The organism is Alteromonas gracilis, from assembly GCF_002993325.1.
GTDB lineage: Bacteria > Pseudomonadota > Gammaproteobacteria > Enterobacterales > Alteromonadaceae > Alteromonas > Alteromonas gracilis.
On the sequence record NZ_PVNO01000023.1, the window covers coordinates 40,964 to 65,861 of the forward strand.

At 44.6% G+C, this 24,898-nt stretch carries 21 protein-coding genes; 6 read left to right on the top strand and 15 right to left on the bottom strand.

Annotated features, from left to right (window positions below):
* Positions 1 to 9: 9 nt before the first annotated feature.
* The 3 genes from C6Y39_RS06455 to trxA all read right to left on the bottom strand — a co-directional run bounded on the left by C6Y39_RS06455 (position 10) and on the right by trxA (position 3,382).
* Positions 10 to 1,308, bottom strand: a complete 1,299-nt coding sequence (locus C6Y39_RS06455; RefSeq protein ID WP_105930484.1) for an amidohydrolase — start codon at positions 1,306 to 1,308, stop codon at positions 10 to 12.
* A gap of 212 nt (positions 1,309 to 1,520) precedes the next feature.
* Positions 1,521 to 2,786 carry a transcription termination factor Rho gene (rho, locus tag C6Y39_RS06460; RefSeq protein WP_105930485.1) on the bottom strand — a complete coding sequence of 422 codons (1,266 nt, stop codon included), beginning with the start codon at positions 2,784 to 2,786 and terminating at the stop codon, positions 1,521 to 1,523.
* Between the two features lie 269 nt (positions 2,787 to 3,055).
* Entirely contained in the window at positions 3,056 to 3,382 is a 327-nt protein-coding gene (gene trxA, locus C6Y39_RS06465; RefSeq protein ID WP_044055842.1) for a thioredoxin TrxA, read from the bottom strand.
* 100 nt (positions 3,383 to 3,482) lie between these two features.
* Here trxA and rhlB point away from each other — a divergent pair, with 100 nt between their 5' ends.
* Positions 3,483 to 4,769: an ATP-dependent RNA helicase RhlB gene (gene rhlB, locus C6Y39_RS06470; protein ID WP_105930486.1), complete on the top strand. Its 1,287-nt coding sequence runs from the start codon at positions 3,483 to 3,485 to the stop codon at positions 4,767 to 4,769.
* A 51-nt stretch (positions 4,770 to 4,820) separates the two neighbouring features.
* Positions 4,821 to 6,332 (top strand): Ppx/GppA phosphatase family protein, encoded by a 1,512-nt coding sequence (locus C6Y39_RS06475; protein WP_105930487.1) that lies wholly within the window; start codon positions 4,821 to 4,823, stop codon positions 6,330 to 6,332.
* Positions 6,333 to 6,427: 95 nt separating this feature from the next.
* Here the strand turns inward: C6Y39_RS06475 and hemB are convergent, their stop codons facing one another.
* The 7 genes from hemB to tatA are packed head-to-tail and all read right to left on the bottom strand — an operon-like array spanning position 6,428 to position 11,973.
* Positions 6,428 to 7,426: a porphobilinogen synthase gene (gene hemB / locus C6Y39_RS06480; RefSeq protein WP_105930488.1), complete on the bottom strand. Its 999-nt coding sequence runs from the start codon at positions 7,424 to 7,426 to the stop codon at positions 6,428 to 6,430.
* Positions 7,423 to 9,321 (bottom strand): sensor domain-containing diguanylate cyclase, encoded by a 1,899-nt coding sequence (locus tag C6Y39_RS06485; RefSeq protein ID WP_105930489.1) that lies wholly within the window; start codon positions 9,319 to 9,321, stop codon positions 7,423 to 7,425. Before C6Y39_RS06485 ends, hemB begins: the two co-directional genes overlap by 4 nt.
* A 12-nt stretch (positions 9,322 to 9,333) precedes the next feature.
* Positions 9,334 to 10,110 carry a TatD family hydrolase gene (locus C6Y39_RS06490; protein ID WP_105930490.1) on the bottom strand — a complete coding sequence of 259 codons (777 nt, stop codon included), beginning with the start codon at positions 10,108 to 10,110 and terminating at the stop codon, positions 9,334 to 9,336.
* Positions 10,111 to 10,653, bottom strand: coding sequence for a hypothetical protein (locus tag C6Y39_RS06495; protein WP_105930491.1), 543 nt, complete (start codon positions 10,651 to 10,653; stop codon positions 10,111 to 10,113).
* Between the two features lie 25 nt (positions 10,654 to 10,678).
* Entirely contained in the window at positions 10,679 to 11,434 is a 756-nt protein-coding gene (tatC, locus tag C6Y39_RS06500; RefSeq protein WP_105930492.1) for a twin-arginine translocase subunit TatC, read from the bottom strand.
* Positions 11,435 to 11,734, bottom strand: coding sequence for a Sec-independent protein translocase protein TatB (gene tatB / locus C6Y39_RS06505; RefSeq protein WP_012517066.1), 300 nt, complete (start codon positions 11,732 to 11,734; stop codon positions 11,435 to 11,437). It lies immediately after the preceding gene.
* Entirely contained in the window at positions 11,734 to 11,973 is a 240-nt protein-coding gene (gene tatA, locus C6Y39_RS06510) for a Sec-independent protein translocase subunit TatA (protein ID WP_105930493.1), read from the bottom strand. Before tatA ends, tatB begins: the two co-directional genes overlap by 1 nt.
* 182 nt (positions 11,974 to 12,155) lie before the next feature.
* Between tatA and C6Y39_RS06515 the strand changes: the two genes are divergently transcribed.
* Positions 12,156 to 13,214, top strand: a complete 1,059-nt coding sequence (locus C6Y39_RS06515) for a hypothetical protein (protein ID WP_105930494.1) — start codon at positions 12,156 to 12,158, stop codon at positions 13,212 to 13,214.
* A 2-nt stretch (positions 13,215 to 13,216) separates the two neighbouring features.
* On the opposite strand, the gene C6Y39_RS06520 is transcribed toward C6Y39_RS06515, so the two are convergent.
* Positions 13,217 to 14,941: a cyanophycinase gene (locus C6Y39_RS06520; protein WP_240618825.1), complete on the bottom strand. Its 1,725-nt coding sequence runs from the start codon at positions 14,939 to 14,941 to the stop codon at positions 13,217 to 13,219.
* A 388-nt stretch (positions 14,942 to 15,329) separates the two neighbouring features.
* On the opposite strand from C6Y39_RS06520, the gene C6Y39_RS06525 reads away from it, so the two are divergent.
* Genes C6Y39_RS06525 through iadA form a run of 3 tightly spaced genes read left to right on the top strand, consistent with a single transcriptional unit; the run spans position 15,330 to position 21,002 of the window.
* Entirely contained in the window at positions 15,330 to 18,290 is a 2,961-nt protein-coding gene (locus tag C6Y39_RS06525; protein ID WP_105930496.1) for a TonB-dependent receptor domain-containing protein, read from the top strand.
* 45 nt (positions 18,291 to 18,335) lie between these two features.
* The gene (gene yfcC, locus C6Y39_RS06530; RefSeq protein WP_105930594.1) at positions 18,336 to 19,835 is read left to right on the top strand and encodes a putative basic amino acid antiporter YfcC; all 1,500 of its coding nucleotides are present in this window, start codon (positions 18,336 to 18,338) and stop codon (positions 19,833 to 19,835) included.
* Positions 19,836 to 21,002 carry a beta-aspartyl-peptidase gene (iadA, locus tag C6Y39_RS06535; protein WP_105930497.1) on the top strand — a complete coding sequence of 389 codons (1,167 nt, stop codon included), beginning with the start codon at positions 19,836 to 19,838 and terminating at the stop codon, positions 21,000 to 21,002.
* Positions 21,003 to 21,123: 121 nt separating this feature from the next.
* On the opposite strand, the gene ilvN is transcribed toward iadA, so the two are convergent.
* The 4 genes from ilvN to C6Y39_RS06555 all read right to left on the bottom strand — a co-directional run bounded on the left by ilvN (position 21,124) and on the right by C6Y39_RS06555 (position 24,675).
* The gene (gene ilvN, locus C6Y39_RS06540; RefSeq protein WP_105930498.1) at positions 21,124 to 21,621 is read right to left on the bottom strand and encodes an acetolactate synthase small subunit; all 498 of its coding nucleotides are present in this window, start codon (positions 21,619 to 21,621) and stop codon (positions 21,124 to 21,126) included.
* On the bottom strand, positions 21,621 to 23,339 hold the full coding sequence (locus C6Y39_RS06545; protein WP_105930499.1) for an acetolactate synthase 3 large subunit: 1,719 nt from the start codon (positions 23,337 to 23,339) through the stop codon (positions 21,621 to 21,623). The genes ilvN and C6Y39_RS06545 overlap by 1 nt, the downstream gene beginning before the upstream one ends.
* Positions 23,340 to 23,606: 267 nt before the next feature.
* Complete coding sequence (locus C6Y39_RS06550; RefSeq protein WP_205664164.1) at positions 23,607 to 23,981, bottom strand: MaoP family protein; 375 nt, start codon at positions 23,979 to 23,981, stop codon at positions 23,607 to 23,609.
* A 232-nt stretch (positions 23,982 to 24,213) separates the two neighbouring features.
* Positions 24,214 to 24,675 carry a hotdog fold domain-containing protein gene (locus tag C6Y39_RS06555; protein WP_105930500.1) on the bottom strand — a complete coding sequence of 154 codons (462 nt, stop codon included), beginning with the start codon at positions 24,673 to 24,675 and terminating at the stop codon, positions 24,214 to 24,216.
* Between the last annotated feature and the right edge of the window lie 223 nt (positions 24,676 to 24,898).

Consider the following 24,898-nt stretch of genomic DNA (forward strand, 5'->3'; position numbering starts at 1 on the left):
CCATTACACTCAGTGTTGAGCCATGTAATCTAACGTAAAATTGGTTAATAGCTTAACGCCTAACTTCATACCCGCATCATCGACATAAAACTCTGGGGTATGGTGTGCAGGGCTGTCTTTCTCAGATACATCGAGAGGCTTGCCCCCTACCCACACGTACAAGCCGGGCACTTGTTCTTGAAAGAAAGAAAAATCCTCTGCGCCTGTAACGGGCTTAGAAAGTAAGGTATTTTCTGCACCAGCGGTGCGCTGCATTGTTGGTAACATTGCCTGCGTCAATTCTGGGTCGTTATAAGTGATGGGGTAAGAATAGTCTAACGGCAACGTAAGTTCTGCCTCAGCCCCCATACTCTCTGCTATCGCTTTTACTTTACGAGGAAGCGATTCATAGATGTGTTCTCGGGCTGCCTTGTTAAGCGTTCGTATTGTCCCGACCATTTCTACTTCATTGGGAATAATGTTTGAGCGGTTACCGCCATGAATAGAGCCTATAGAAACTACTGCGGCGTCATCAATGAGTTTTAGCTCACGGCTTACAATGGTTTGAATTGACATGATCATTTGCGCGGCAGTCACTACCGGGTCCACACTCTTCCAAGGATAAGCACCGTGCGCTTGTTTCCCGTGTATAACAATTTTAAACGGATCAACCGCCGCCATAGTGCCGCCCGCGTTGTAACGAACTTTACCCACGTCGGTATTGGCATTAATGTGAAGACCAAAGATAGCATCCACGTCTGGATTTTTAAGTACCCCTTCAGCAACCATCACTTCAGCGCCACCCTTTTCTCCTGCTGGCGCACCTTCTTCGGCTGGCTGGAAGATAAATTTCACTTTACCTTTTAACTCACCTTTCATGTGAGTGAGGATTTTTGCTGCCCCCATTAGCATGGCCATGTGTGTATCGTGACCACAAGCGTGCATCACTGGGACCTCTTTGCCGTTATATTCACCCACTTGGGTAGAACGGTAACTTAAATCATTTTGTTCTTTAACTGGAAGCCCGTCCATATCGGCACGAAGGGCTACAACGGGACCTGGATTTCCAGAGTCTAAAATGGCTACAACGCCTGTTTTAGCTACGCCCGTTTGTACATCTAACCCCAAACTTTTAAGGTAGTTAGCAACATACTCTGCGGTTTTGAATTCTCGATTTGATAGCTCTGGAAACTCGTGGAAATGATGACGCCATTTGATAACGTCAGGCTCTACTTTATCGGCCAGCTCATCAACATTAATTTGGCTAGTTGCATTCGCAGACGCACAAACCAACCCAACAAAAGCAAGTGATAACAATTTACGATGCATAATTATTTCCTTTGGTGTTTTTAGACAGAGTAATTCATCTACAGAAAGAAGACACCACTGAAATTATTATTGTTGGGACAAATAGAGCGTTGAAACTACCCGATTCAATAGATTGAAGATATTAGCCGAAAGTATAATTAATGAGGTTTTTTGAAATCGATCAATAAAAAAGGCGCCTGATGGCGCCTTCTACTTAATTATCAATTAATTGCTTAGCTCTTTTGTCTACGCATAGCATCGAAAAACTCATTATTAGTCTTTGTCATTGACAGTTTGCTAATGAGGAAGTCCATGGCGTCAATCTCTGACATTTCATGAACAATTTTGCGTAGGATCCACATTTTTTGAAGCTCGTCTTGTGTGGTAAGTAATTCCTCGCGACGCGTACCAGAGCGGTTAAAGTCGATAGCTGGGAAGACACGCTTTTCCGCAATCTTGCGGTTCAGGTGTAGTTCCATGTTACCTGTACCTTTGAACTCTTCGTAGATAACTTCATCCATTTTAGAGCCGGTATCGATAAGCGCTGTAGCGATAATAGTTAAGCTACCACCTTCTTCTACATTACGAGCGGCACCAAAGAAACGTTTTGGTTTATGTAACGCGTTTGCATCAACACCACCGGTAAGTACTTTACCTGATGATGGGATAACCGTGTTGTAAGCGCGGGCAAGACGAGTGATAGAGTCAAGCAAGATAACCACGTCTTTTTTATGCTCTACAAGACGCTTCGCCTTTTCAATAACCATTTCGGCAACTTGTACGTGACGGCTCGCTGGTTCATCAAACGTTGATGCAACCACTTCACCTTGAACAAGGCGATGCATCTCGGTAACTTCTTCAGGACGCTCGTCAATTAGCAATACCATCAACTCACAATCTGGGTGATTCGCCGCAATCGATTGTGCAATGTTTTGAAGGAGAAGGGTCTTACCTGCTTTAGGTGGCGCGACGATAAGTCCGCGCTGGCCTTTACCGATTGGAGACGCCAAGTCAAGAACACGCGCTGTAATATCTTCTGTCGAACCGTTACCACGCTCCATACGCAAACGATCTGCAGCATGTAGAGGAGTAAGGTTTTCAAAGAGGATTTTATTACGAGAGTTTTCAGGTTTGTCGAAGTTTACTTCACGGATTTTTAAAAGGGCGAAGTAACGTTCACTGTCTTTAGGAGGACGTATTTTTCCTGCAATCGTATCACCGGTGCGCAGGTTAAAGCGTCGGATTTGGCTTGGCGACACGTAGATGTCGTCAGGACCTGCTAGATACGATGAATCAGCTGAGCGTAGAAAGCCGAAACCGTCCTGTAAAATTTCTAGTACCCCGTCCCCAAAGATGTCTTCACCGCTTTTTGCGTGCGTCTTTAAGATCGAGAAAATGATGTCTTGTTTTCTGGCGCGTGCCATGTTTTCCAGGCCCATTTCCTCGGCCAGGTTAACCAACTCGCTTATTGGTTTGTTCTTTAATTCAGTTAAATTCATACTGGTGGGTCTTTGTGCTTGAACTTCGCTTACAGGACTTATTGTCACTCTGTTCTAGTTTAGATTTGATATCACCCGGATATGGGCGTAAGCAGAATGCTGCTCGGATGAGCGCTGAAGAAAAGTTAGCACTATATTTAGACAACGTCCAGCGTTTTACTACCGAAATGTTAAATAAATTGCAACTCTTTCTCCTAGAATGGAGCTTTGGGACCTGTGACTTGAATAAAAACCGGCGCTTATTAGCACCGGTTTTTTATTATTTTCAATTAAAGATTTTCGTTAAGAAACTCTGTTAATTGTGCTTTTGATAAGGCACCAACTTTCGTTGCAGCAACGTTACCATTTTTGAAAAGAAGCAATGTAGGAATACCACGAATACCATATTTAGGTGGAGTTTCGTTATTTTCATCGACATTCAACTTGCCAACTGTTAACTTGCCTTCAAACTCGTTCGCAACTTCTTCTAAGATTGGTGCGATCATTTTACACGGGCCACACCATTCGGCCCAGAAGTCAACCAGTACAGGACCTTCAGCATTGATAACATCTGCTTCGAATTTATCGTCAGATAACTGGATAATTTTGTCGCTCATTCTTTTCTCCATTATTGGTCTGTCGCTGATTTGTCTCAGCCCGACCATAAGTGTTATATAGAAACTGTTTTTTAATGCAAGCACTGATAAGCTATAAGCTATGCCTACTCACTTAACTGATACTCATTTTTCCGACCTGCCGATTAACGGCAAGGTTGTTGACGCCTTAACGGCAGCTAATTTTTCACATTGTACACCAATTCAAGCACTTGCACTGCCTCCATTATTAGAAGGACACGACATTGCAGGTCAGGCTCAAACAGGAACCGGTAAAACTATTGCCTTTTTGGTGGCTACATTTCACTATTTGCTAAGCAAAGCAGAAAATGTAGACAACAGCAAATCAAATGGCCCGCGCGCTATCATTATGGCGCCAACCAGAGAACTCGCCGTTCAAATTTATAACGACGCCAAGCTACTTAGTGAGCACACCGGATTGTCGCTTGGTTTGATTTATGGGGGCGAAGGTTACCAAAGTCAACGTGAAACTTTGGAAGAAGGGGTGGATATTATTATCGGCACGACAGGACGCATTCTGGATTATTATAAACAAACCGTGTTTACACTGAAAAATATTCAGGTTGCCGTGCTAGATGAAGCCGATCGAATGTTCGATTTAGGTTTTATCAAAGATATTCGCTTCTTATTCCGTCGTATGCCACCTGCGAGCGAACGCTTAAGTATGCTGTTTTCAGCTACCCTTAGCTATCGCGTTCAAGAGCTGGCTTATGAACACATGAATAATCCAACTCACGTTCAAGTGGCACCTGAACAAACCACCGCTACCCGTGTATCGCAAGAATTGTTCTACCCTTCTGACGATGACAAAATGTTGCTGCTTCTCACGCTTATTGAAGAAGAGTGGCCAGAAAAAGCAATTGTCTTTGCCAACACAAAGAGCAGCTGTGAAAAAGTCACTGACTGGTTAACTGCAGATGGCCACCGCGTGGGCTTACTCAGCGGTGATGTTCCGCAGAAGAAACGCTTGGGAATACTTGAAGATTTCACTAAGGGTAACTTGGATATTTTGGTTGCGACAGATGTTGCGGCTAGAGGTCTTCACATCGACGCCGTTACCCATGTTTTTAACTACGATCTTCCGGATGATGCCGAAGATTATGTACACCGTATCGGTCGTACAGGGCGTGCGGGACAAAGCGGTATCGCAATTAGTTTTGCTTGCGAAAAATATGCGCTTAATTTACCTGCAATTGAACAATACATTAACCAGACTATACCTGTGACTGATTATGATCGCAGTGCGCTTCTTGAAGATATTACGCCGCCCAAACCGCGCAGAAGACGTGCACCAAGTAATCGTAACACATCGCGTCGCGGGAATACTCGAGGCCGTGGAAAGCCCCAAAATCGAAACAATAGGGCGTAATAACAGAGCGCAATCGTAAGGCATAAGGTATTTAATTAGAATCGAGATATTATGCAGGCAGAACTCCAGCACAATGCACAAACCTACGGTGAGTATTATGCAGCCGTAGACTTAGGCTCTAACAGTTTTCACATGGTTATTGTTCATGTTGTTAATGGTAGTGTGCAAATAATAGGGAAGATTAAACAGAAGGTGCGTCTAGCTGCGGGGTTAGACAATGATTTAGCACTTGATGACGTTAGCATGGAACGCGGCTGGCAGTGCCTGCAGGTATTTTCGGAACGCCTGCAAGACATCCCCCCTTCAAATATCAAAATAGTGGCAACCGCTACATTGAGGCTTGCCACTAATGCCCATTTATTTATTACCAAAGCGGAAGAAATTCTAAACCATAAGCTAGAAGTAATAAGTGGTGAGGAAGAAGCCCGGCAAATTTATCTTGGCGTAGCTTATACTTCAGCAAACCAAGGAAATAGCTTGGTTATTGATATTGGTGGCGCCAGCACTGAAATTATTATTGGTAACGACATGCAGCCTATCCACCTGAAAAGTTTGGATATGGGATGCGTGACGTTCATGGAGCGCTATTTCACCGGCGGTGAGATATCAAAAGAGTGCTTTGAAAACGCAAAATCTGCCGCACATGCATTGATAGCAAATGTGTCTGATGCGTTTTTGTGTTTCGATTGGGAGAACTGCCTCGGCGCGTCAGGTACGCCTCAAGCAATCACTGAAATTTTAGTGGCTCAGGGTATCAGCGACGCCATTCGCTTAGACTACCTCTATCACCTGGAGAAGCAATGCATCGATTGTGGTGATATTAAATCACTTAATATTGACGGTCTTGAAGACAGCAGAAAAGCTATTTTTCCATCAGGGCTTGCTATCCTTATTAGCTTATTTGAAGCGTTACATATTGAACACATGAATATTTCTGGTGGCGCGCTTCGTGAAGGGCTTATTTATGGCATGCTAGACAATGTGACCGAGAACGACCGTCGTCAGCAAACCATTAATCAAACTAAGCAGCGCTATCACATCGACAAAAACCATGCGAATTCGGTACGGCATGTTGCTCTTAACTTGTGTCACCAGCTATGTGCTCAACAAAATATCTGCCATTTAGATACAGAGACTATTTTAGGGGCTGCCGCTCAGCTTCACGAGATAGGCCTTCACATCGAATACAAGCGTCATCATGAGCATGGTGAGTATATACTTACTTACATTGATTTACCCGGTTTTACACGTCTTCAACGAGCCGCCATAAGGGATTTAGTTGCTCAGCATCGCCTGACAATGGGTGTAGAGGCTTTTGATAAATATCACGAAGATTACCGACCTATGTTGAAAGGGCTACTGCGGGTGTTACGCATTGCAGTGGTGTTGTGTTTACGACGTCAAAACAAGCATATTCCAGAGGTAAGTCTGATATGTGAAGATAGTAAGTGGACACTAACATTCCCCGAAGGTTGGCTTAAGGCGCACCCGTTGATAAATGCAGAGTTAGCGAATGAATGTTGGCTTCAGCACAAAGCAGGCTTTGAGCTTGTATGTAAGTAATCACTATAGCTTCAGTGATAAGAAGAAAGCATAAAAAAAGGCGTGCCATGCACGCCTTTTCTACCTTTGATATCGTACTTTAAAAATATCTCGTATTATTTAGCAAGCAGTTGCGCTGCTCTAGGTGCAAAGTAGGTCAAAATACCGTCTGCACCCGCTCGCTTAAACGCAAGTAAAGACTCAAGCACCACAGCCTCTTCGTTTAACCAGCCGTTAGCAAATGCAGCTTGATGCATAGCGTACTCGCCGCTAACCTGATAAGCGAAGGTTGGTACTTTAAACTCGTCTTTACAACGGCGAACTACGTCAAGATACGGCATGCCTGGTTTTACCATTACCATGTCTGCACCTTCCTCAATGTCTAGTGCAATTTCGTGCAGCGCTTCATCAGTGTTGGCAGGATCCATTTGATATGTTTTTTTATTGCCACCTTTTATATTGGCCGCAGAGCCGACAGCGTCTCTAAATGGGCCATAATACGCTGATGCATATTTAGCCGAGTAAGCCATAATACAGGTATTAATATGCCCCGCCTCTTCAAGTGCTTTTCGTATACTTCCAATGCGACCGTCCATCATATCTGAGGGTGCCACAATATCAGCCCCAGCTTCAGCATGTGATAGCGCCTGTTTGATTAACACATCAACGGTTTCATCATTCATCACGTAGCCACTTTCGTCCAAAAGCCCGTCTTGACCATGGGATGTAAACGGATCCAAGGCGATATCTGACATTAGCATAACATCTGGAAATGCCTTTTTGAGCGCTCTCATTGCTTGTTGCGCCAGCCCTTCAGGATTAAATGCTTCACTGGCGCATTCTGTTTTAAGCGTCATTGGCGTTACAGGAAATAGCGCAAGTGTTTTTATTCCCAGCTTTACCCAGTTAGCCGCTTCTTCAACAAGAAGGTCAATAGACAGTCGCTCGACGCCTGGCATTGAAGGTACCGCCTCTCGACTTTGACTTCCTGGTAATACAAATACAGGGTAAATAAGGTCGTCTGTTGTTAAGCGATGCTCTGCAACCAGCCCACGCAATGCATCTTTTGCACGAAGTCTACGCATTCTGCGGTGGGGAAAAGAAGAAGATGTCATAGTTTTTCCTGTAATGTTTTGTATTCTACTCGATTGCGCCCTGCTGATTTCGCCTCATATAAAAGCTCATCGGCAAACTTAAACAAGCGCTGTGCGTGGTCTTCATCCACGATAACAGTGGTCGACAGGCCCGCACTTGCCGTTAATTGAATGCTCTCATTCCCGTACACAAGAGGCGAAGATTCAAGGCCCCGTCGCATACTTTCAGCCACGTGTAGCGCGCCCTCTATATCGGTATTAGGCAGTATAACCGCAAATTCTTCACCCCCAATGCGACACAAGTCATCTGTTGGACGATGGATGTGATTTTGAAACACTCGGGTAACGTGTTTGAGACACTCATCGCCACCGTCATGCCCATATCTATCGTTTATGCTTTTGAAGTGATCGACGTCAATAATAATAAGGGAAAGTGGGGTTTGCTCACGCCGGCTTCGTCGCCCTTCCGAACGTAGTCGTTTATCAAAATGCCTGCGATTATGTGCACCCGTTAGTGGGTCAATAGCATTAAGCCTTTCAAGTTCATTATTAGCTTCAGACAGTTCACGTAGCGTGACCTCTAATTCTAACGTGCGCTCTTCAACCTTATATTCGAGGTCCTCTTGATGGCGCTTTTGCACTTCAATCAAATTTTCTTTGGCGCTATTGGCGTGCTTTTCCTGTTCGAGAGCAAATTGCTGCGCATCGACCAAGTCATCACGGCTGTGGCTATAGTTAATAGCAAGAATAAGCGCCAAGATCAGTGTTTCTACTGCACCACCAATAATTAGCAAGTTGTTAGACGATATAGGGAGTTGGATGAGGTTTACATTGTCGAGGCTTGCGCTTAAGCCGCTCACTAATAAGAAACCCCACGCAATTGTAAAATAACGCGCCACAACTACGCCTTTCAACGCTAACCAAATGCCTAACCACATGACAAATATGACAGTAAAACTAAGTAATAGTAAGAAGGCTTTTATCATGAAAGAATAAGGAAGAAAGAAGCTGGTTACTATACTTATGCCATAGACCCAGCTCAGTGCTTTTACTATCTTATCAACTTTGCCACTGTAAACGCTTATCGGTAAAAGGCTTCGAGTAAACAGCGCAGCAAACATAATAGTGGCGTTTGAGAACAATAAAATAGCTTTCGATTGAAACAGGGCACTGCCTGACCATAAATAGGCAAACCCATAACCGTGAAGCGTAGCCAGTATTAGCGCCAAGTTAACAATGTAGCCCGAGTAGAACAAAAAGGATACGTTGCTTGTTGTTACCGTTAGAAAGGCGTTACTAACACCCATTGCAACCAAAATTCCAAAGAAAATACCCAGTGCAAGATTTCTACTTGAAGTAAATGAAATGAACTCAGCTTCTTCCCATATCCTAATGGGCAAACGAATAGTGCCTGAAGTTTGAACCCGAATAATAACCCGCTGCGACTGCGCGCTCTCGGGAAGCGGAAACAGTGGTTTAACGTGCAAAACGGGACGGTTATCAAAAGGCTCCGCATCCCCGCTGGCATAAGTCACCACCGGCGAACTACCCAACTGACTAAATACGGCAACATCGAGATGATCTATCAGCGGATAATCGATGTGCAGCAAGTAGCGACTTCCCGTACTTTGTGTCGGTGACACTATCATGGAAAACCAGTGCACTTTTGTATCCATTCCCAAATTAATGGGCGACGAGACCGACTGCCACTCATCTAATGATGTCTGGGCTACAGTTCTGAAGTCTAAGGCTTTACCTTCGGTCTCTTTGAGGTAACTTAGTTGTGAGTACTTTGGGTTAGCATTTGTTATTGGGGAAAGGCTTAGTAGAACAGAAATAAAGCCAACAGCAGCAACGATTGTTACAAATATGAGACCCGCATCATATTTGCGCATGGCTTTAAGATTTGTTTGCATATGAACCTAGGGTTAACTGAGAGAAAACAACTCACAAGTATTAGCATAACTGCTAATACGTAAATTTTCAGTGTCTACCTGCAGATATTCTGCTAATTGTTGACCTATATGAGGTAGAAACGCTGGCTCATTGTTGCGTTTTCTCGGTCGTAAAGTTTTCGGAAAAAGGTATGGTGCATCTGTTTCTAAAACAAGACGGTTCAAAGGTATATGCTTTACTGCGCCCCGCAGTTTTTCACCGCGCTTTTCATCACATACCCAGCCGGTAACGCCAATATAAAGACCTAAAGCTAAGTATTGCTTTACTTGTTCAATGCTGCCGGTGAAGCAGTGTGCGATACCGCCTTTTATATTCGGCATGTAACGGGTTAAAAGTGACAACTGCTCACTGAAGGCGTCCCTTTCGTGCAAATACACAGGTAAATTAACATCGGCGGCTATTTTTAATTGCTCTTCGAAGACATCACGCTGTACGGATTGGGGTGAAAAGTTTCGATTAAAATCCAGTCCACACTCACCTATAGCAACGCACCCTTCTTGCTGCGCTAATTCGCGTAAAAGAGGGTAGTCTTTCTCGGACACGTCTTTAGCGTTATGAGGGTGCACGCCAATGGTATAACAGCACTCATTCGGATATTGGTTGTAAAGCGCAATAGCGCTCTCCCACTCTTTTGGATGGGTAGTTATAATGCACAGCTTATCGACGCCAGCATGTTTAGCACGCTGAATAACCTCGTCAGCGTCAAATCGCCTGTCTAGCAAATTGACGCCACCATCAAACCAAGACATTTACTTAACGCGCTTCACTTTCATACGTTTATTTAGGTCTTCTACACTCAGGAAGAAGGCACCTAATAGACCGCGTTCAATAGAAACCACCTGACCTTCCTCAAGCTTCATGTAGGTATCATCAGTCTGCTGCCATTGAGAACCATCACTGAAAGTAATGACGTACTTATCGCGGAGGTTTTTCTTAAATGAATCGATGGTTACCGCTATCTCAGACGCTTCTTTTGTTAAATCGCGTTTATGCTCTAAACCAAATTCACTTTTCGGTTTAGCTGGCGCGCTAGGCATTTGCGCCGATGGCACCGGGCGAGAACTCGCGGCATTGCCATTCGCCCCTTTATACGCTTGAAGCTGATTAATTTGCGCATCGACATCGTCGTACTGGTTCAATGATTTAGCCACTTTGTCATAACACATTAAACGCTTTAAGCTGTTATCTGTGTTCCGGCATTTCTCCATAGCATCGCCTATCGATTCGGCCGATACGTTAAACGCGCTAAAAGCACATAGCAAAGTGGCAACAGAAAGCAGTCGAGTTTTCATTTTTATTCCTTTCTTTTTATAACTTTTATGTGTTGTCAGTGGTTTCAGAAGGCGTCTCATCGCTGGGTTTCTTACCTGCATAGAATCCACCTACAATAACGCCAACCTCAAACAGTAACCACATTGGAATGGCTAGCAGTGTTTGAGAGATAATATCGGGTGGAGTAAGCAACATGCCAACCACAAAAGCCCCTACCACTACATACGGACGTTTAGCACGCAGTGATTTAGCGTCGGTGACCCCAGTCCAACACATTAAAATAATGGCGATTGGTATCTCGAATGAGACCCCAAATGCGAAAAACAGTTTCAATACGAAGTTTAAATAGCTGGAGATGTCTGTACTTACTGTTACTCCTTCTGGCGCGACACTAGTAAAAAATGCAAACGCGATGGGGAATACTACGAAATACGCAAAAGCCATACCTGCGTAGAAAAGTAATGTACTTGAAAGTAGTAACGGCGCTACTAGGCGTTTTTCGTTACGATATAGACCGGGCGCTACAAACCCCCACACCTGATAGAGAACGTAGGGTATGGCAATGAAAAATGACAAAACCAACGTAAGTTTGAAAGGTGCGAAAAAAGGAGACGCAACGTCGGTTGCAATCATACTCGAATTTTCGGGCAGCGCCTCAAGCAGCGGCATAGCTAAAATCTGATACAGATCTTGCGCAAAAGCAGCTAGACAAAGAAACACAATGAGTACACTCAAAAGCGCTTTGAGAATACGACTGCGCAGTTCAATTAAATGAGAAATTAGGTTGTTAGCGTCAGACATCTATTGCTTTTTGTAAGGTTCTTGAACCGACTCTGCAGCTTTTTTAAGCTCATCGACACTTTGTTCAAGTTCAGGTGAAAGATCTTTAAGCCCTTGTTGCTCGGCTTTTTTCAAGTTTTCATGCAGTTCATGCACGCGCAGCTGATGCTCAACCTCTTGCTTAAAGCCTGTTGCAACATTTCGTACACTACGAATTGTATTGATAGTAGAGCGCATGGCACCCGGCAGTCTCTCTGGCCCCAAAATAAGAAGGGCCAATACGCCAACAACCAATAGCTCCCAAAAGCCAATATCAAACATTAGGATTTTTCTTTAACGTCGCTCTTTGTCTGCGATGTAACAGGCTCTGAGGCTGACTTTTCTTCAACTTGCTTCTTTTGCTCAAAGTCCGCGTCTTTCTCTTCTTCGCTGACCGCTTTTTTGAAACCTTTGATTGCGCCGCCTAGATCAGTACCAATGCCTTTTAGTCGCTTTGTACCAAACAAAAGCACTACGATAACCAGTATGATCAGCAACTGCCAAATACTAATACCACCCATATAATTTATCTCCCTAACAACGATTGATACAGTATGCCACTGCACGCCAATGCTTTCACCTGAATATTTACGCCGATGAATAAAGATTGACGTTTTGTCTACGACAATTCATGCTCTGTGTATACTGAACACGAATAGTAAAACATTCAACTATTCTAATTTTTACAAGGAGTTAGTGAGCAATGCTTTGTCTTACTGTGGTCTATTGCCATTTGATGCTTACTGCCCCTTTAACTACCGTTCCTACCGACAGTACGGTGAAAGCCACTGCAAATGCGACCAGTGTTCATGAAGCCTATAGCCATGTTGATGCGCCTCCTCAGAATGCAGCCTTTCAGAACCTTGATGAGGATAGCGTACTGCATGCTTCACCACTTGAACACGACGAAGCATGGTTTGACATTTGGCAGCGCAGTTTCACAGACACCATGGACTTCACCGTAAAGCAGCTTGATGGCTTGTTTGAAAATTCTGACGCACTTGGCGCTTCAAAGAGAAAAGAGGCTAGAGCCGAGGGTCGAGTTCAGTTAGCGTGGGAGCCAAGAAGTGGAATGCTGTCAGACACAGATTTACGCTTTCGCATTCGTGTGCGACTACCGGCATTAAAGGAGCGCGTCGATTTACTGTTGAGCGACAACGAAGACGAGACACAAACCAATACCATCCGTGCAGCCCGAGAAACGGGGAATAATAATAGAGATAGAACGACAATCGCCCTTCGCTTTCGCCCCGACCAAGACTCTCACTACTCGTTTCGAATTGGCGCAGGCCGCCGCGATCAGCTCTACGGTATGGCCAGATACAGAGATGCTTTCGCTTTCTCTAAACAATGGGCCATGCTATATGACGCAGAACTTTACTACTACACCCGCGACCGCCTAGGGGCTGAATTCGGTGCAGCATTCCAATACGAAATAAACAAAAAACACTTAGTGCGGCAAAACAATCGGTTTTACTTTCGCGATGAAACTGATGATTGGCTGTGGCGACACGAAGTCCATCATTTGTTTTCAGTGGATAAGCATAACGCAATTATTCCTCACATAATGGTGGAAGGGTTAAGTCAGCCTAATTATCAAGTAGAAGAAGTCTATGCTGGTTTCAGATGGAGAAATAACACGCTTCGCGATTGGCTATTTTTTGAAGTAGAACCTTTCGTATTGTGGCTACGCGAAGAAGATTTTAAAACCTCATATGGGGCAGCACTGCGTGTTGAAGTCTATTATGGCAAAGACATCTGAGTTCAGTCATAAACCACAAACGGAACTTTACTGTAGGCGCAATAGCGCAGCTTGTTAACACGAGACTCTTTTGAAGGTTTTAGTACATGCATATTGTTGTCGTGTTGCCAGCGGATGATATCCTTTTTACGACAGAGTTTACCCGACTCCTGCCGCCATTTACCTTGATCCACGCGCTTAAAATTTGCGGGTTTAACCTGCGGTTCTAACACGACATTGAGCTCGCCCGCTATAATCTCCCCCGACGTGTTGGAAGGTAAGAAGCTTGCCTCACCTGCAATTACGCGCTTAACGCCTTCAGATGAATGTGAAATATCTGATTTGCCTTTGCTCATATCTACAATAAACACTCCGCCTTCGCCTAATACAGTGAAAGAAACATTTTCGAAGGGCCCTTTTGCATCAACTATCAACGCTGTGGTTTCATCGATGCCGAAACCAAAAGACTGCCCACTAGATGCTGTAGCGGCAATTAGACGCACTTCTCGATCCCGTTCAGAAAAGTGAGTATCAAGCAATCCAAAATTGAAAAGGCCTAAGCCACCTGCTGGATTAATAGTCATTGCACCTTCAGCTAGTCGATTTTCACACTGCGCGTTGTCCTCGCAACGTTGTGATGTGGGATTAACGCCATACACACCACCGGATAATACTCCTCTAGAATTGCCGCTTGTTAACATAGGAACAGGTCGATGGTTGTTGTATCCACCAGCCTGTACTGCTGTTCCTGCACTGGTTCCCCCTACTACAATTTGGTCGGCTTGCCACAGTTCTTTGAGCCTTATAAGAAAGTCGCTTGGTTTTCCTGTCGGAATACTTAACGCTGCAAGAGTTTTACTTTGATCCCCACCATTGAAGAATAAGCCGTCGAGAATAGACAGTGTATCCATGGCTAACTGGTTATCTTCACACCATGAGCGTTGTTTTCTCGTACGCTCGGGATATAGCCTTTCTTTGTCGAACAGCGAATGCTGCGCTCTGAAAAATACTAGGTTGTTACAGCCTTGCCCTCCCAAGCTTTCAATATAAACAGCCTGCTGAAACGCGGGAGTTAATGGAAGCCAAATTACGTCAACGTCTGGCTGTTGAAAAACGCCTGTGTAAAAATCTACAGCTTCAAATGGGTCACGAGACGATGCTGTTACAATTCCAATAGTGGTTCGAGTGGCTGTTTCAGCACTATCCTTTTCTGCACGTTTAGCCTGCCGCTTCGCATGTGCTGCTTCAATAAATGCGGTGTAGATATCCACTGACGCCTTAGCTTTCGTATTTGCTAGCGATACTTGCTCTTGTAATCGATTACCTTTTTCGTCTAGTTGCTGCGACTCTAACGCGTCTAACAAAATGAAGTAATCAGTGTCAGAAAGAGCACGAATATCGCTGTTTGAGAATCCAGCATCATTAAGGGCATCTAATAGCGCATTTTTTGTGTATACCCGAACGCCTCCTCGTGAATTTATATTCACTAATTTTGAATACAAAAACTCATTATTTTGTGAGTATTTATTTGCCAACTCTTGGTATCTACGCAATGAACGCTGATTTATTTCGTACAAAACGTCCGCCTTCCCCGACTCAAATTGTGACGAGGCACTGCAGTTCTCTGTTGACATACTAGAACAGGTTTTTAATGCCCCTCCCGCTAAAACAAGATTAGGCGACGATAAACAAAACACTGAAAATACAGAAAGATAAACACCCAAAAACAGCAAACCCAGTGTTTTCAAACTACTCTTGCAACGATAGAAATTTGCGCGAAAAAAAATAACTTTCATTGAAACCAACAGAACATTTAATTGATTGACTTTTATTCACCGTAGTGTTAACTAATAATTAATGTCAACGGTAAAGTTCACGCCGTACAACAATATTTATTCCCGACGAAATGCATAATTCGTCACAACACTGGTTTATATGAATGGTTAAGAAAGCTGCCAATCTAGGCAACTATCGCTATCAAAACTTTTACTTGTCGGAGTGGTTCGACGAGTAGCTCCTGCGCCCTTCAATTTATTGAAGCGGTCACGCTGCGCCTTGCAGCAAATTTTTATCTAAACGAGTGTTGAATTGCGCGAAAAGCGGCATTAGACCGTGCGCGTTACAGGGATCACAATAATGAAAAAATCGACGTTACTTCACAAAATCAGTGTGTCTGTTGGCACGCTAAGCTACTTATCGCTGTGTATATCTGGTGCTGTATCTGCACAAACTGTATTAGTAGAAGACGCAAGCGAGGAAGTGGTTTTAGAGCGTATACAAGTTACCGGTAGTAATATCCGCGGTGCAGATATGGAAGGTGCACAACCGCTTACCGTTTTAACTTCAGAAGACATTGCGCGCACAGGCGCGTCTACCATTTCAGAGCTTATGCGCACGGTAACGCAAACACGTGGCGGCGTGGGTACATTCGATACCACTCAAAGTGGTGCAACGTCTACCTCTACTCCGCCGGGTCAAGCCGCGGCATCACTTCGTGGTATTGGCCCCTCTTCAACGTTGACACTTGTTAACGGACGCAGAGTTGCTGCAAGCTCGTTTGCTTCTGGCACCGAAAATTTTGTTGATATCAACAGCATTCCTGCCTCTGCTGTGGAACGCGTAGAAATTTTGGCAACGGGAGCATCAGCCATTTATGGTGCTGACGCCGTAGCAGGTGTTATTAACTATATCCTCAAAAATGATTATGAGGGGCTAGAGCTTCAAACGAACTATGAAAATACCACCAACAGCAATGACCATGGTGCGCTGAACTTTCAAATGCTGTGGGGTAAAAATTTCGATAACGGCAGTAACTTAACTGCGTTCTTCGATTATTTTGATAGAAAAGCGATTCGCGCCACTGATTTTTCGCAAACGCGCGCCCCTGTTTTGGAAAGTAGCTACTCGTATCTTGCCAAAGGGCAGCCAAACATATTCTTTGATAGCACAATAGATGGCAACGAAATGCCTGCGCCCAACTGCCCTAATGAACTTACGATAACGGAGTTTGGCGAAGAGATCTGTGCTTATTACGGAAACGAAGATGACTTCTTCGAAACACCGCTAGAGACATTATCAGGTGGCTTCACCTATACATATCAAGGTAACGATATTACCTGGCGAACAGATCTTCTTGCCTCGCATACCAAATCAACCTCTTTCTCAACGCCTGCGCCCATTAATCAAGTCGACGATGAAGAAGGCGCATGGATAGGCATTGATACTCTAGACGTACTGGAAGAGGGAGCGCGAAATGCAATTTTAGACAACTTGCGAGACCTATCTTTCTTTACGCAGCTAGATCGTGAAATTGATGGCTTTCAATACGATGCCCGATTTGCTAACCCGCGCACCGTAGAAATTGAAACTAATGCCATTCGTCTGGTTTCGTCTTTACAAGGATACCTTGGTGAATGGGAATGGGAGGCTGGCGCACTATACTCTCGCAGTGAGTCTGAACAGGTCGCCACACAAGGTATTTACAACCGTTATCTTTATACCGCAGCCGCTCACGGAGAGCTCTGTGATACCGGCGATATTGCTCAGTACGATAGCAGAGACGATATACTAAGCTGTGGCGGTGGCACGTTACTGCCTGCCTACAACCCTTTCCTCGTAGGCGATGCGCAAAACGACGCCATCTTGGGCTTAACACAAGCACGCCCAACACGTGACGGAACCAGCGAAGTGTTCGGTATAGATGCTAAAATTAATGGAGAAATAGCGCAGTGGAACGGCAATGCGGTATTGCTAGCGGCAGGGGTTGAATTCAGACGTGAAGAAATTACCGACCTGCCGTCTTTGGACTCTCAAGCAAGAGCGGAAAACGAATTCCTTGTTGACGTATTCGGATTCGGCTCAAGTGCCTCAACTGCAGACAGAAACCAGATGGGCATTTTTACAGAACTCTTTGTGCCTGTAACCGACCAATTTGATATTAGCTTTGCCGGGCGTTTCGACGACTACAACGATTTTGGCAGCACGTTTAATCCTAAGGTTGGTTTCACCTATCGCCCTATTGACGATTTAGTGCTTCGCGGCTCGTGGTCAACTGCATTCCGCGCCCCTTCCTTGACCCAAGCAGGTGTGCAGCTGCGAACGACGCGTGCTTCGTTCGACTGTTCGGTGAACGACGCCGTTGCAGATTTGTATTGTGAAGGCCAGGGTACCGTTCGCGGCAATAACGTACTTGAGCTTGGTAATCCAGCACTGCGCGCTGAAGAATCTGAGACTTACTCATTTGGCTTAGCCTACAGCCCAACAGAAAACACCACGATTACAATTGATTATTGGATCTTCGATCACGAAGACATTGTTGATACTAATATGACGGGAGTTTTAGATCGGGCCATTACCGATGCTTCGCTTCGCCACTGCGGCGTGTTGGATGAAGGCGAGATAGGTATTTCGTACTTAGAAGACTTATGTTTGGTAACCGATAATGCAGGGAATACCATTGAAGATGATGGCGCTAACTTAACTGAAATTCTAGATGCTTGGGTTGAATTTGACGACCCACGCTTTGCTGAATTACCGCTATTTAGAGACCATATTTTATTACTTGATAATACGGGCACTCAAGAACTCGAAGGCATCGACTGGGACGTTGACCATGATTTTCAGTTAGATGGCGGCACGTTGGAGCTAGGCTTTTCTGGCACTCACTACCTTACGTACGACCGAAATAGACCAGGTTCTGATGAAATTGAATCACTAGCAGGTACTTTCCTTTACCCTGAAACCGTTGCTACGGCTGAACTTTTCTATGTTCAAGAAGATTGGTACGTAGGTGCTTACGTTTTCTATACTGGCAGCTATGATGACGATATCATTCGTTTGCGCAGCAGAGAAATTGACGAGCTAATTGAGTTAGGCGCTATCGCAGATGAAGATGATACCCGCGATGTAAGTAGCTGGACTACCGTAACACTAAGCGCTGGCTATTACTTTGAGAATGCTGACCTGCGCCTTACTGTTGACAATCTGTTTGACCGAGATGCACCTACGGCCTATGGCTCTGGTAGAGGTTTCGACGCCTTTAACCACGACCCGTTTGGTACTCGCTACACACTGGCGTTTAGCTACTATTTTTACTAAGTGATAAAAGAGGGCGTAAAGCCCTCTCCACTTTCGGAGGTAAGGTTGCAACATTCACCTTCAACATCGCGAATGCCTGATGCATTCGTAATCTTATTTTTTGTGATTCTGCTTGCAGGGCTAGTGTCTTGGCTTGTGCCAGCGGGCACCTTTGACACAAATAGTATCACTACATCAGACGGTAACGTAAAAACCGTGCTTGATGCCGATAGCTTCAGATATGTAGAAGAAAGCCATGGCATTGTGTTATTCGATGGTACTGGCAACACAACAGGCATAGCCAACTATGCGTTTGACGGTATGGTTTCCGGCGACAAATGGGGCGCGGCTGTTGGTGTTATCGCTTTTATTCTAATTGTTGGTGGCGCCTTTGGCATTGTGATGCAAACAGGAGCAATCAACAACGGTATTATGGCGTTGATTAAGCGCTACCAACACGCCGATAATTTTTTACTCCCTGCTTTATTTTTACTGTTCTCACTAGGTGGGGCAGTATTTGGAATGGGTGAGGAAGCCATTGCATTTTGTATTGTACTAGTCCCGCTTATGGTTGCCATGGGCTATAACGGCATTATGGCGGTGCTTGTAACTTATGTTGCCACGCAAATTGGCTTTGCTACTAGCTGGATGAACCCGTTTTCTGTGGCGATAGCACAAGGCATAGCCGACGTGCCTTTGATGTCCGGCCAATATTTTCGTATGGCTATTTGGGCTCTATTTACGGCTTTTGGTTTAATTTTCGCCTTGCGTTATGCAAAGCAGCTAAAAAATAGTAATCAAACCCGTAGCGATTCATTTGCAGTAAGTGACCACACGCCTTCTCTAGAATTCACGACTTCCACAGCATCAACGAATGAACTCGCTGAATCGCATTTTTCCGTTACCGACAAACTAATTCTTGTCGCCTTTTTTGCTTGTATTTGTTGGGTAATGTGGGGGGTAATTGTTCACGCTTATTACATACCACAAATTGCATCACAGTTTTTCTGTATGGGCATCATAATAGGTGCCATAGGGTGGATTGGCGGACGCATGCGAGTAAATGATATAAGTGCTGCGTTTGTTAACGGCGCACAATCACTGCTGCCTGCCGCTCTTATTGTTGGCATGGCAAAAGGCATAGTATTAGTACTAGGTGGTGACGACGTGACTTCACCTTCTGTGTTGAACACCTTGCTGCATCACACTGGTACCGCATTGGCACAAACCGGGTCCGTAATGAGTGCTTGGTTAATGCTGTTGTTTCAAAGCATCTTTAACTTTTTTATTGCCTCAGGATCAGGACAGGCCGCTATTACCATGCCTCTTATGGCGCCGCTATCTGATCTTGTGGGGGTCACTCGCCAAGTTGCCGTGCTAGCTTTTCAATTAGGCGATGGCCTGACTAACTTAATAATTCCGACTTCTGCTTCGCTAATAGGTTGCTTAGGTGTGGCTGGCGTAAGTTGGACAACATGGGTAAAATTTATCGCTAAGTTTTGCGCCTGCCTTTTTGCACTTGCGTCGCTTACTGTTATCACCGCTGTTCTAATAGGTTTCTCTTAAATGCTAACGCTTATCAAAAATGTAGAGTGTTACTCGCCTTCACCACTGGGCACGGTAGACATTCTTATCGCTAACAATGCCGTTGCACATATTGCCCGAGACATTTCGATGCACTCGCCTTCATTAAACATTATCGATGGCAGTGATTTAATTGCGCTGCCAGGCCTTGTTGACAGTCTGGTGCATATTTCTGGCGGCGGTGGAGAAGGTGGCTTTCACACTCGTACGCCACAAATGCAACTAAGTGATGCGAGTTTGCATGGCGTAACAACCGTTATTGGTGCGCTAGGTACCGATGCAACCACGCGAACACTTCCTGATTTAGTTGCTAAGGCAAAAGGCCTAAACATTGAAGGGATCAGCGCGTATTGCTATACAGGTTCGTATCACTTACCGGCCCGCACCATTACAGGTAACGTTACCGATGACGTTGTGCTAATCGACTGTATAATTGGTGTGGGAGAAGTCGCAATTGCCGATCACAGGGCTGCCGAACCCACTTTTCAGGCCCTTGCAGAGGTTGCAGCGCAAGCACGAACAGGCGGCATGATTTCCGGCAAAGCAGGTATTGTTTATATTCATACCGGTGACGGAAAACGCCAACTTTCTGTATTGCACGACGTAGTTGATAACACGGATATTCCGGCGAGCCAGTTCTATCCAACTCACATCAATAGAAACCAAAGTTTGCTAGATGCAGGAATCGCTTGGACACAGAAAGGCGGTGTTATTGATATGACCACCAGCACCAATAAGCAATTTATTGAAGAGGGCGAAATACCCGCTGCAGAGGCCGTTGCCTATTGTCTAAATAAGGGTGTACCTGCGAATTGTTTAAGCATGAGTTCAGACGGAAATGCTAGCCTTCCTATTTTTGATGATGTGGGCCAGTTTGTGGGCCTGGAAGTAGGTAAAGTAGGCAGCTTATTTGGCGCATTTAAAGCCTTAGTATTACAACACAATGTATCGCTAGAAAACGCCATTGCCATTGTAAGTAGCACCCCTGCCAAGAGGCTTAAGCTGCATCACAAGGGAAAAATAGAAGTCGGTTGTGACGCTGACATAGTGTTATGCAAAAAAACAACACTGGATATTGTGCATGTTGTCGCTAGAGGCAAGCAACTGGTTAAGCATAGCAAAGTATTGATTAAGGGCATGTTTGAGTGATCACATAAGGATGCTTAACTTCGCATAGCACTAATTTGTTGCTTATAAGAAAAAAGGGCGTTAGCGCCCTTTTTTAACTGTTCAAATATGAAATGTCGAGTCAGTGTTTACGCAACTCAATTTATGGACGAAGTGCCCTATCACCACGCGCAAGACCACATACACCAGTGCGCGACGACTCGATAATCTCCGCACATTGCCCCATAGTTGTAGCAAATGCGTCTAGCTTATCTGTGGTGCCTGTAATTTCAATGGTGTAATTGTTTACGTTCACATCCACAATACGCGCACGAAAAATATCTGCATTGCGCTTAACTTCAGCACGTACTGACTCGGTGCGCGTTGCAACCTTAATAAGCATCAGCTCACGTTCAATGTGTGTACCTTCAGTAAGGTCCACCACTTTAAGCACGTCAATAAGCTTATTTACTTGCTTAGTAATCTGCTCGATAACTTTATCATCGCCATGAGTGATGATCGTAAGACGCGAAAGACTCGCGTCGTCGGTTGGCGCTACACACAGTGAGTCGACGTTGTACCCACGTTGTGAAAATACACCAACGATACGAGATAGTGCGCCAGGGGCGTTTTCCATTAATACTGAGATAATACGTTTCATCAGGTTCGCTCCGTCTTGCTTAAGCGCATGTCATCCATTGCGCCAAACTTAATTTGCATTGGATATACGTGTTCGTTTTGGTCTACTGCTATGTCCATAAACACTAAGCGATCTGTGTAGCTGAAACATTTCTCCATTGCTGCGTCTAGCTCGTCGAGCTTGTCTACTTTAATGCCCACATGTCCGTAAGCTTCTGCCAACTTCACAAAGTCAGGCATTGAATCCATATATGAATGTGAATGGCGCCCTTTGTAAATCATATCCTGCCATTGTCTCACCATACCTAAAGCGCGGTTGTTCAATGAGATGATCTTGATGGGCAAGTTATACTGCAAACAGGTAGATAGCTCTTGTATATTCATTTGAATACTGCCGTCACCTGTGACTACTACAGACGTTGAAGTCGGATGTGCGAACTGAACGCCCATTGCAGCCGGTAAACCAAAGCCCATGGTGCCTAAGCCACCTGAGTTAATCCACTGACGCGGCTTATCGTAAGGGTAATAAAGCGCAGCAAACATCTGGTGCTGACCCACGTCAGAGCTTACATAAGCTTTACCGTCTGTATGCTTATACAAGGCTTCGATAACGCGCTGAGGTTTAATTACCTCTTCACCTTGGTTGTAATTTAAGCACTGACGAGAACGCCAGGTCTCAATTTGCTGCCACCAGTCGGCCAGCTTTTCGCTTTGACTCGATAGGTCTTTCTTATTTACCTGACTTAAAATTTGATCAAGCACTTTATCTACCGAACCGACAACAGGAATGTGCGCATTTACGGTTTTAGAAATCGATGCAGGGTCAATATCAACGTGGATAATATCTGCATGAGGGCAGAACTTATCTACGTTATTGGTAACACGATCATCAAAACGTGCACCTAGTGCAATGATGCAGTCGGCATTATGCATGGTTTTGTTCGCTTCAAGCGTTCCGTGCATACCTAGCATGCCGATAAATTGCTTGTGTGTACCCGGCATAGCGCCAAGGCCCATTAGCGTACAAGTTACCGGTGCATTTAGCTTCTCAGCTAACTCAATAACCTTTGCTGATGCATCGCAAGCTACTGCCCCGCCACCGACATAAAGCACCGGGCGCTCTGCTTTAAGTAGCGACTCAACTGCTTTTTTAACCTGCTTAGGATGGCCTTTTTCAGTTGGGTTATAAGAGCGCATTGTCACGTCTGTTGGGAACACATACGGGTGCTCTTCAGCCACATTTACAATATCTTTTGGCAAGTCGACTACCACTGGGCCTGGACGCCCTGTGTTAGCGATATAGTAAGCTTTAGCAATCGCTTCTGGAATATCCACCGCGCGCTTTACCAAAAAGCTGTGTTTAACGATAGGGCGTGAGCACCCTACCATATCAGTTTCTTGGAATGCGTCTTCACCAATGTGCTTTGAAGGCACCTGCCCCGATAGAATAACCATCGGAATAGAGTCCATGTATGCGGTTGCAATACCGGTGATGGTATTCGTTGCGCCTGGACCTGATGTGACGAGCACTGTGCCGGTTTTGCCAGTTGAACGTGCGTAACCATCCGCCATGTGGGCGGCTGCCTGTTCATGACGTACGAGGACGTGTTTGACATCATCTTGCGCAAATAACGCATCATAAATGTCTAGTACGGCACCACCTGGGTAACCGAACACGTGTGTCACTCCTACATCTTTTAGCGCTTCAACCACCATGGCTGCGCCCGACATCATTTTCACAGTGCTTTCTCCTGTAATGGGTTGGGGGGTTTGTCAGCGTACGTTGACGATGCCCCGACTATAACTAAGGTAATAGGAAGATAAAACACTAAATTCAGTAAAAGTGAGATATATATCCCAATAATCACAATAATTAGGATAAATATTTCGATGGTATGGATATTTTAACGAAAAATAGGATATTTGTTTACATCGAATTAACACCAAAAGAAAAACTAAGCTTCTTATTTTTCTGTGTAGACGGTTGGAATGAATAAACACAACCACTTAATCATCAAGGTCGATATCAAGGTCGCTGTTATCGCTCATGTCATCGTCATCAACATCATCGACAGTAGGCTTTTTAGAACCATAGATACTCGCTGTCTTTGGTCTGTTAATTCGCGCTTGGTATTTTAACCACGCTTTTTCTTGTGGAGTGCCGGGCTCGCGATGTCCCAGTGCCGACTCTAAGTAGGCTTGTTCTTCATCGTTCTCTGGCGTTATCTTTCCATCCACCAGTGCCGCAAACAAGCTTCCGTAGGTTTGAAGCAGTTTACTTTCATTTATGGAAAAGTCGCCAGAGCGGGCGAAACCATAAGGATAGTGTTTCTTATCTGCAAAGGGTTTTCTGGTAACTTGCTCTTTTGTGATCACAGACATCTTAACCTCTTTTATCGTGGAAACCCGAAATAAATGCTCAGGACATTGCCACAAAAATAGTTGAATGAAATAAACTACCGATTTAGCGCCTTAATCGTTTACACCGTTATTCTTAGTTGGGTTTCGTTTTCCTGTCAAACTCTAAACGTCCTGTCGTAAAAACTTAATAATTCTCTCTGAGTCATTACAAAAAAGGGCCGCAAATGCGGCCCTTGCGATACTTTAAAACATATTAGCGCTTTTCACTTACCCAAACGGTAATCGTGCCATCGACAACCACAGTACCTGACGCATTGTACGCTTTTACTGCAATAGGTAGATCACCAGGTTTCCATGCATCAGCGGGCACTTCAGCAACGCAGCGAATATCAGAGTCAGCTTTTGCTGGGTACTTCACTTCCATACCTTTGGGGATCCACCTGAGGTTCTTGGGAATTGAGGCTTCGCACATGAAACCCATAGCCATCTCCAAGCCATTACATATAGCAATAACATGAACCGTGCCTATATGATTTTCTACGCCTTTGCGTTTTTTGATGAGTACTTCACAGTGATTTGGTTTGATATTAGTGATAACTGGCGAAACGGTAGCAAAATAAGGGGCTCTGCGAGCTGAATACCAGCTAAACAGCTTTTTACCAAAGGGCAGTTTTAGAAATTTGTTGTAGGTATTGAGTACGTAATTCTTTGACATTGTTATCTTGCCACTTCATGTATGGTGAGAACAGTGGCCAATAAACTCATGCGCTTTTCTAGAACAACTCTCTAGTGCATATGCATCTGGTTTGACCAGCTTGAAGATTAACAAAATAATCGCATGTTACTTTTGTTGCAATAACCTTTTTGATAAAAATTAATTTACCTTATGACAAATGTAAAAAAAGCAGCTCAATAGAGCTGCTTTAACGGTACTGATA

Bases quoted from the DNA above. Each gene is read 5' to 3' on its own strand.
- C6Y39_RS06455 (WP_105930484.1), bottom strand. From the start codon at position 1,308: ATGCATCGTAAATTGTTATCACTTGCTTTTGTTGGGTTGGTTTGTGCG.
- rho (WP_105930485.1), bottom strand. From the start codon at position 2,786: ATGAATTTAACTGAATTAAAGAACAAACCAATAAGCGAGTTGGTTAAC.
- trxA (WP_044055842.1), bottom strand. From the start codon at position 3,382: ATGAGCGACAAAATTATCCAGTTATCTGACGATAAATTCGAAGCAGAT.
- rhlB (WP_105930486.1), top strand. From the start codon at position 3,483: ATGCCTACTCACTTAACTGATACTCATTTTTCCGACCTGCCGATTAAC.
- C6Y39_RS06475 (WP_105930487.1), top strand. From the start codon at position 4,821: ATGCAGGCAGAACTCCAGCACAATGCACAAACCTACGGTGAGTATTAT.
- hemB (WP_105930488.1), bottom strand. From the start codon at position 7,426: ATGACATCTTCTTCTTTTCCCCACCGCAGAATGCGTAGACTTCGTGCA.
- C6Y39_RS06485 (WP_105930489.1), bottom strand. From the start codon at position 9,321: ATGCAAACAAATCTTAAAGCCATGCGCAAATATGATGCGGGTCTCATA.
- C6Y39_RS06490 (WP_105930490.1), bottom strand. From the start codon at position 10,110: ATGTCTTGGTTTGATGGTGGCGTCAATTTGCTAGACAGGCGATTTGAC.
- C6Y39_RS06495 (WP_105930491.1), bottom strand. From the start codon at position 10,653: ATGAAAACTCGACTGCTTTCTGTTGCCACTTTGCTATGTGCTTTTAGC.
- tatC (WP_105930492.1), bottom strand. From the start codon at position 11,434: ATGTCTGACGCTAACAACCTAATTTCTCATTTAATTGAACTGCGCAGT.
- tatB (WP_012517066.1), bottom strand. From the start codon at position 11,734: ATGTTTGATATTGGCTTTTGGGAGCTATTGGTTGTTGGCGTATTGGCC.
- tatA (WP_105930493.1), bottom strand. From the start codon at position 11,973: ATGGGTGGTATTAGTATTTGGCAGTTGCTGATCATACTGGTTATCGTA.
- C6Y39_RS06515 (WP_105930494.1), top strand. From the start codon at position 12,156: ATGCTTTGTCTTACTGTGGTCTATTGCCATTTGATGCTTACTGCCCCT.
- C6Y39_RS06525 (WP_105930496.1), top strand. From the start codon at position 15,330: ATGAAAAAATCGACGTTACTTCACAAAATCAGTGTGTCTGTTGGCACG.
- iadA (WP_105930497.1), top strand. From the start codon at position 19,836: ATGCTAACGCTTATCAAAAATGTAGAGTGTTACTCGCCTTCACCACTG.
- ilvN (WP_105930498.1), bottom strand. From the start codon at position 21,621: ATGAAACGTATTATCTCAGTATTAATGGAAAACGCCCCTGGCGCACTA.
- C6Y39_RS06550 (WP_205664164.1), bottom strand. From the start codon at position 23,981: ATGTCTGTGATCACAAAAGAGCAAGTTACCAGAAAACCCTTTGCAGAT.
- C6Y39_RS06555 (WP_105930500.1), bottom strand. From the start codon at position 24,675: ATGTCAAAGAATTACGTACTCAATACCTACAACAAATTTCTAAAACTG.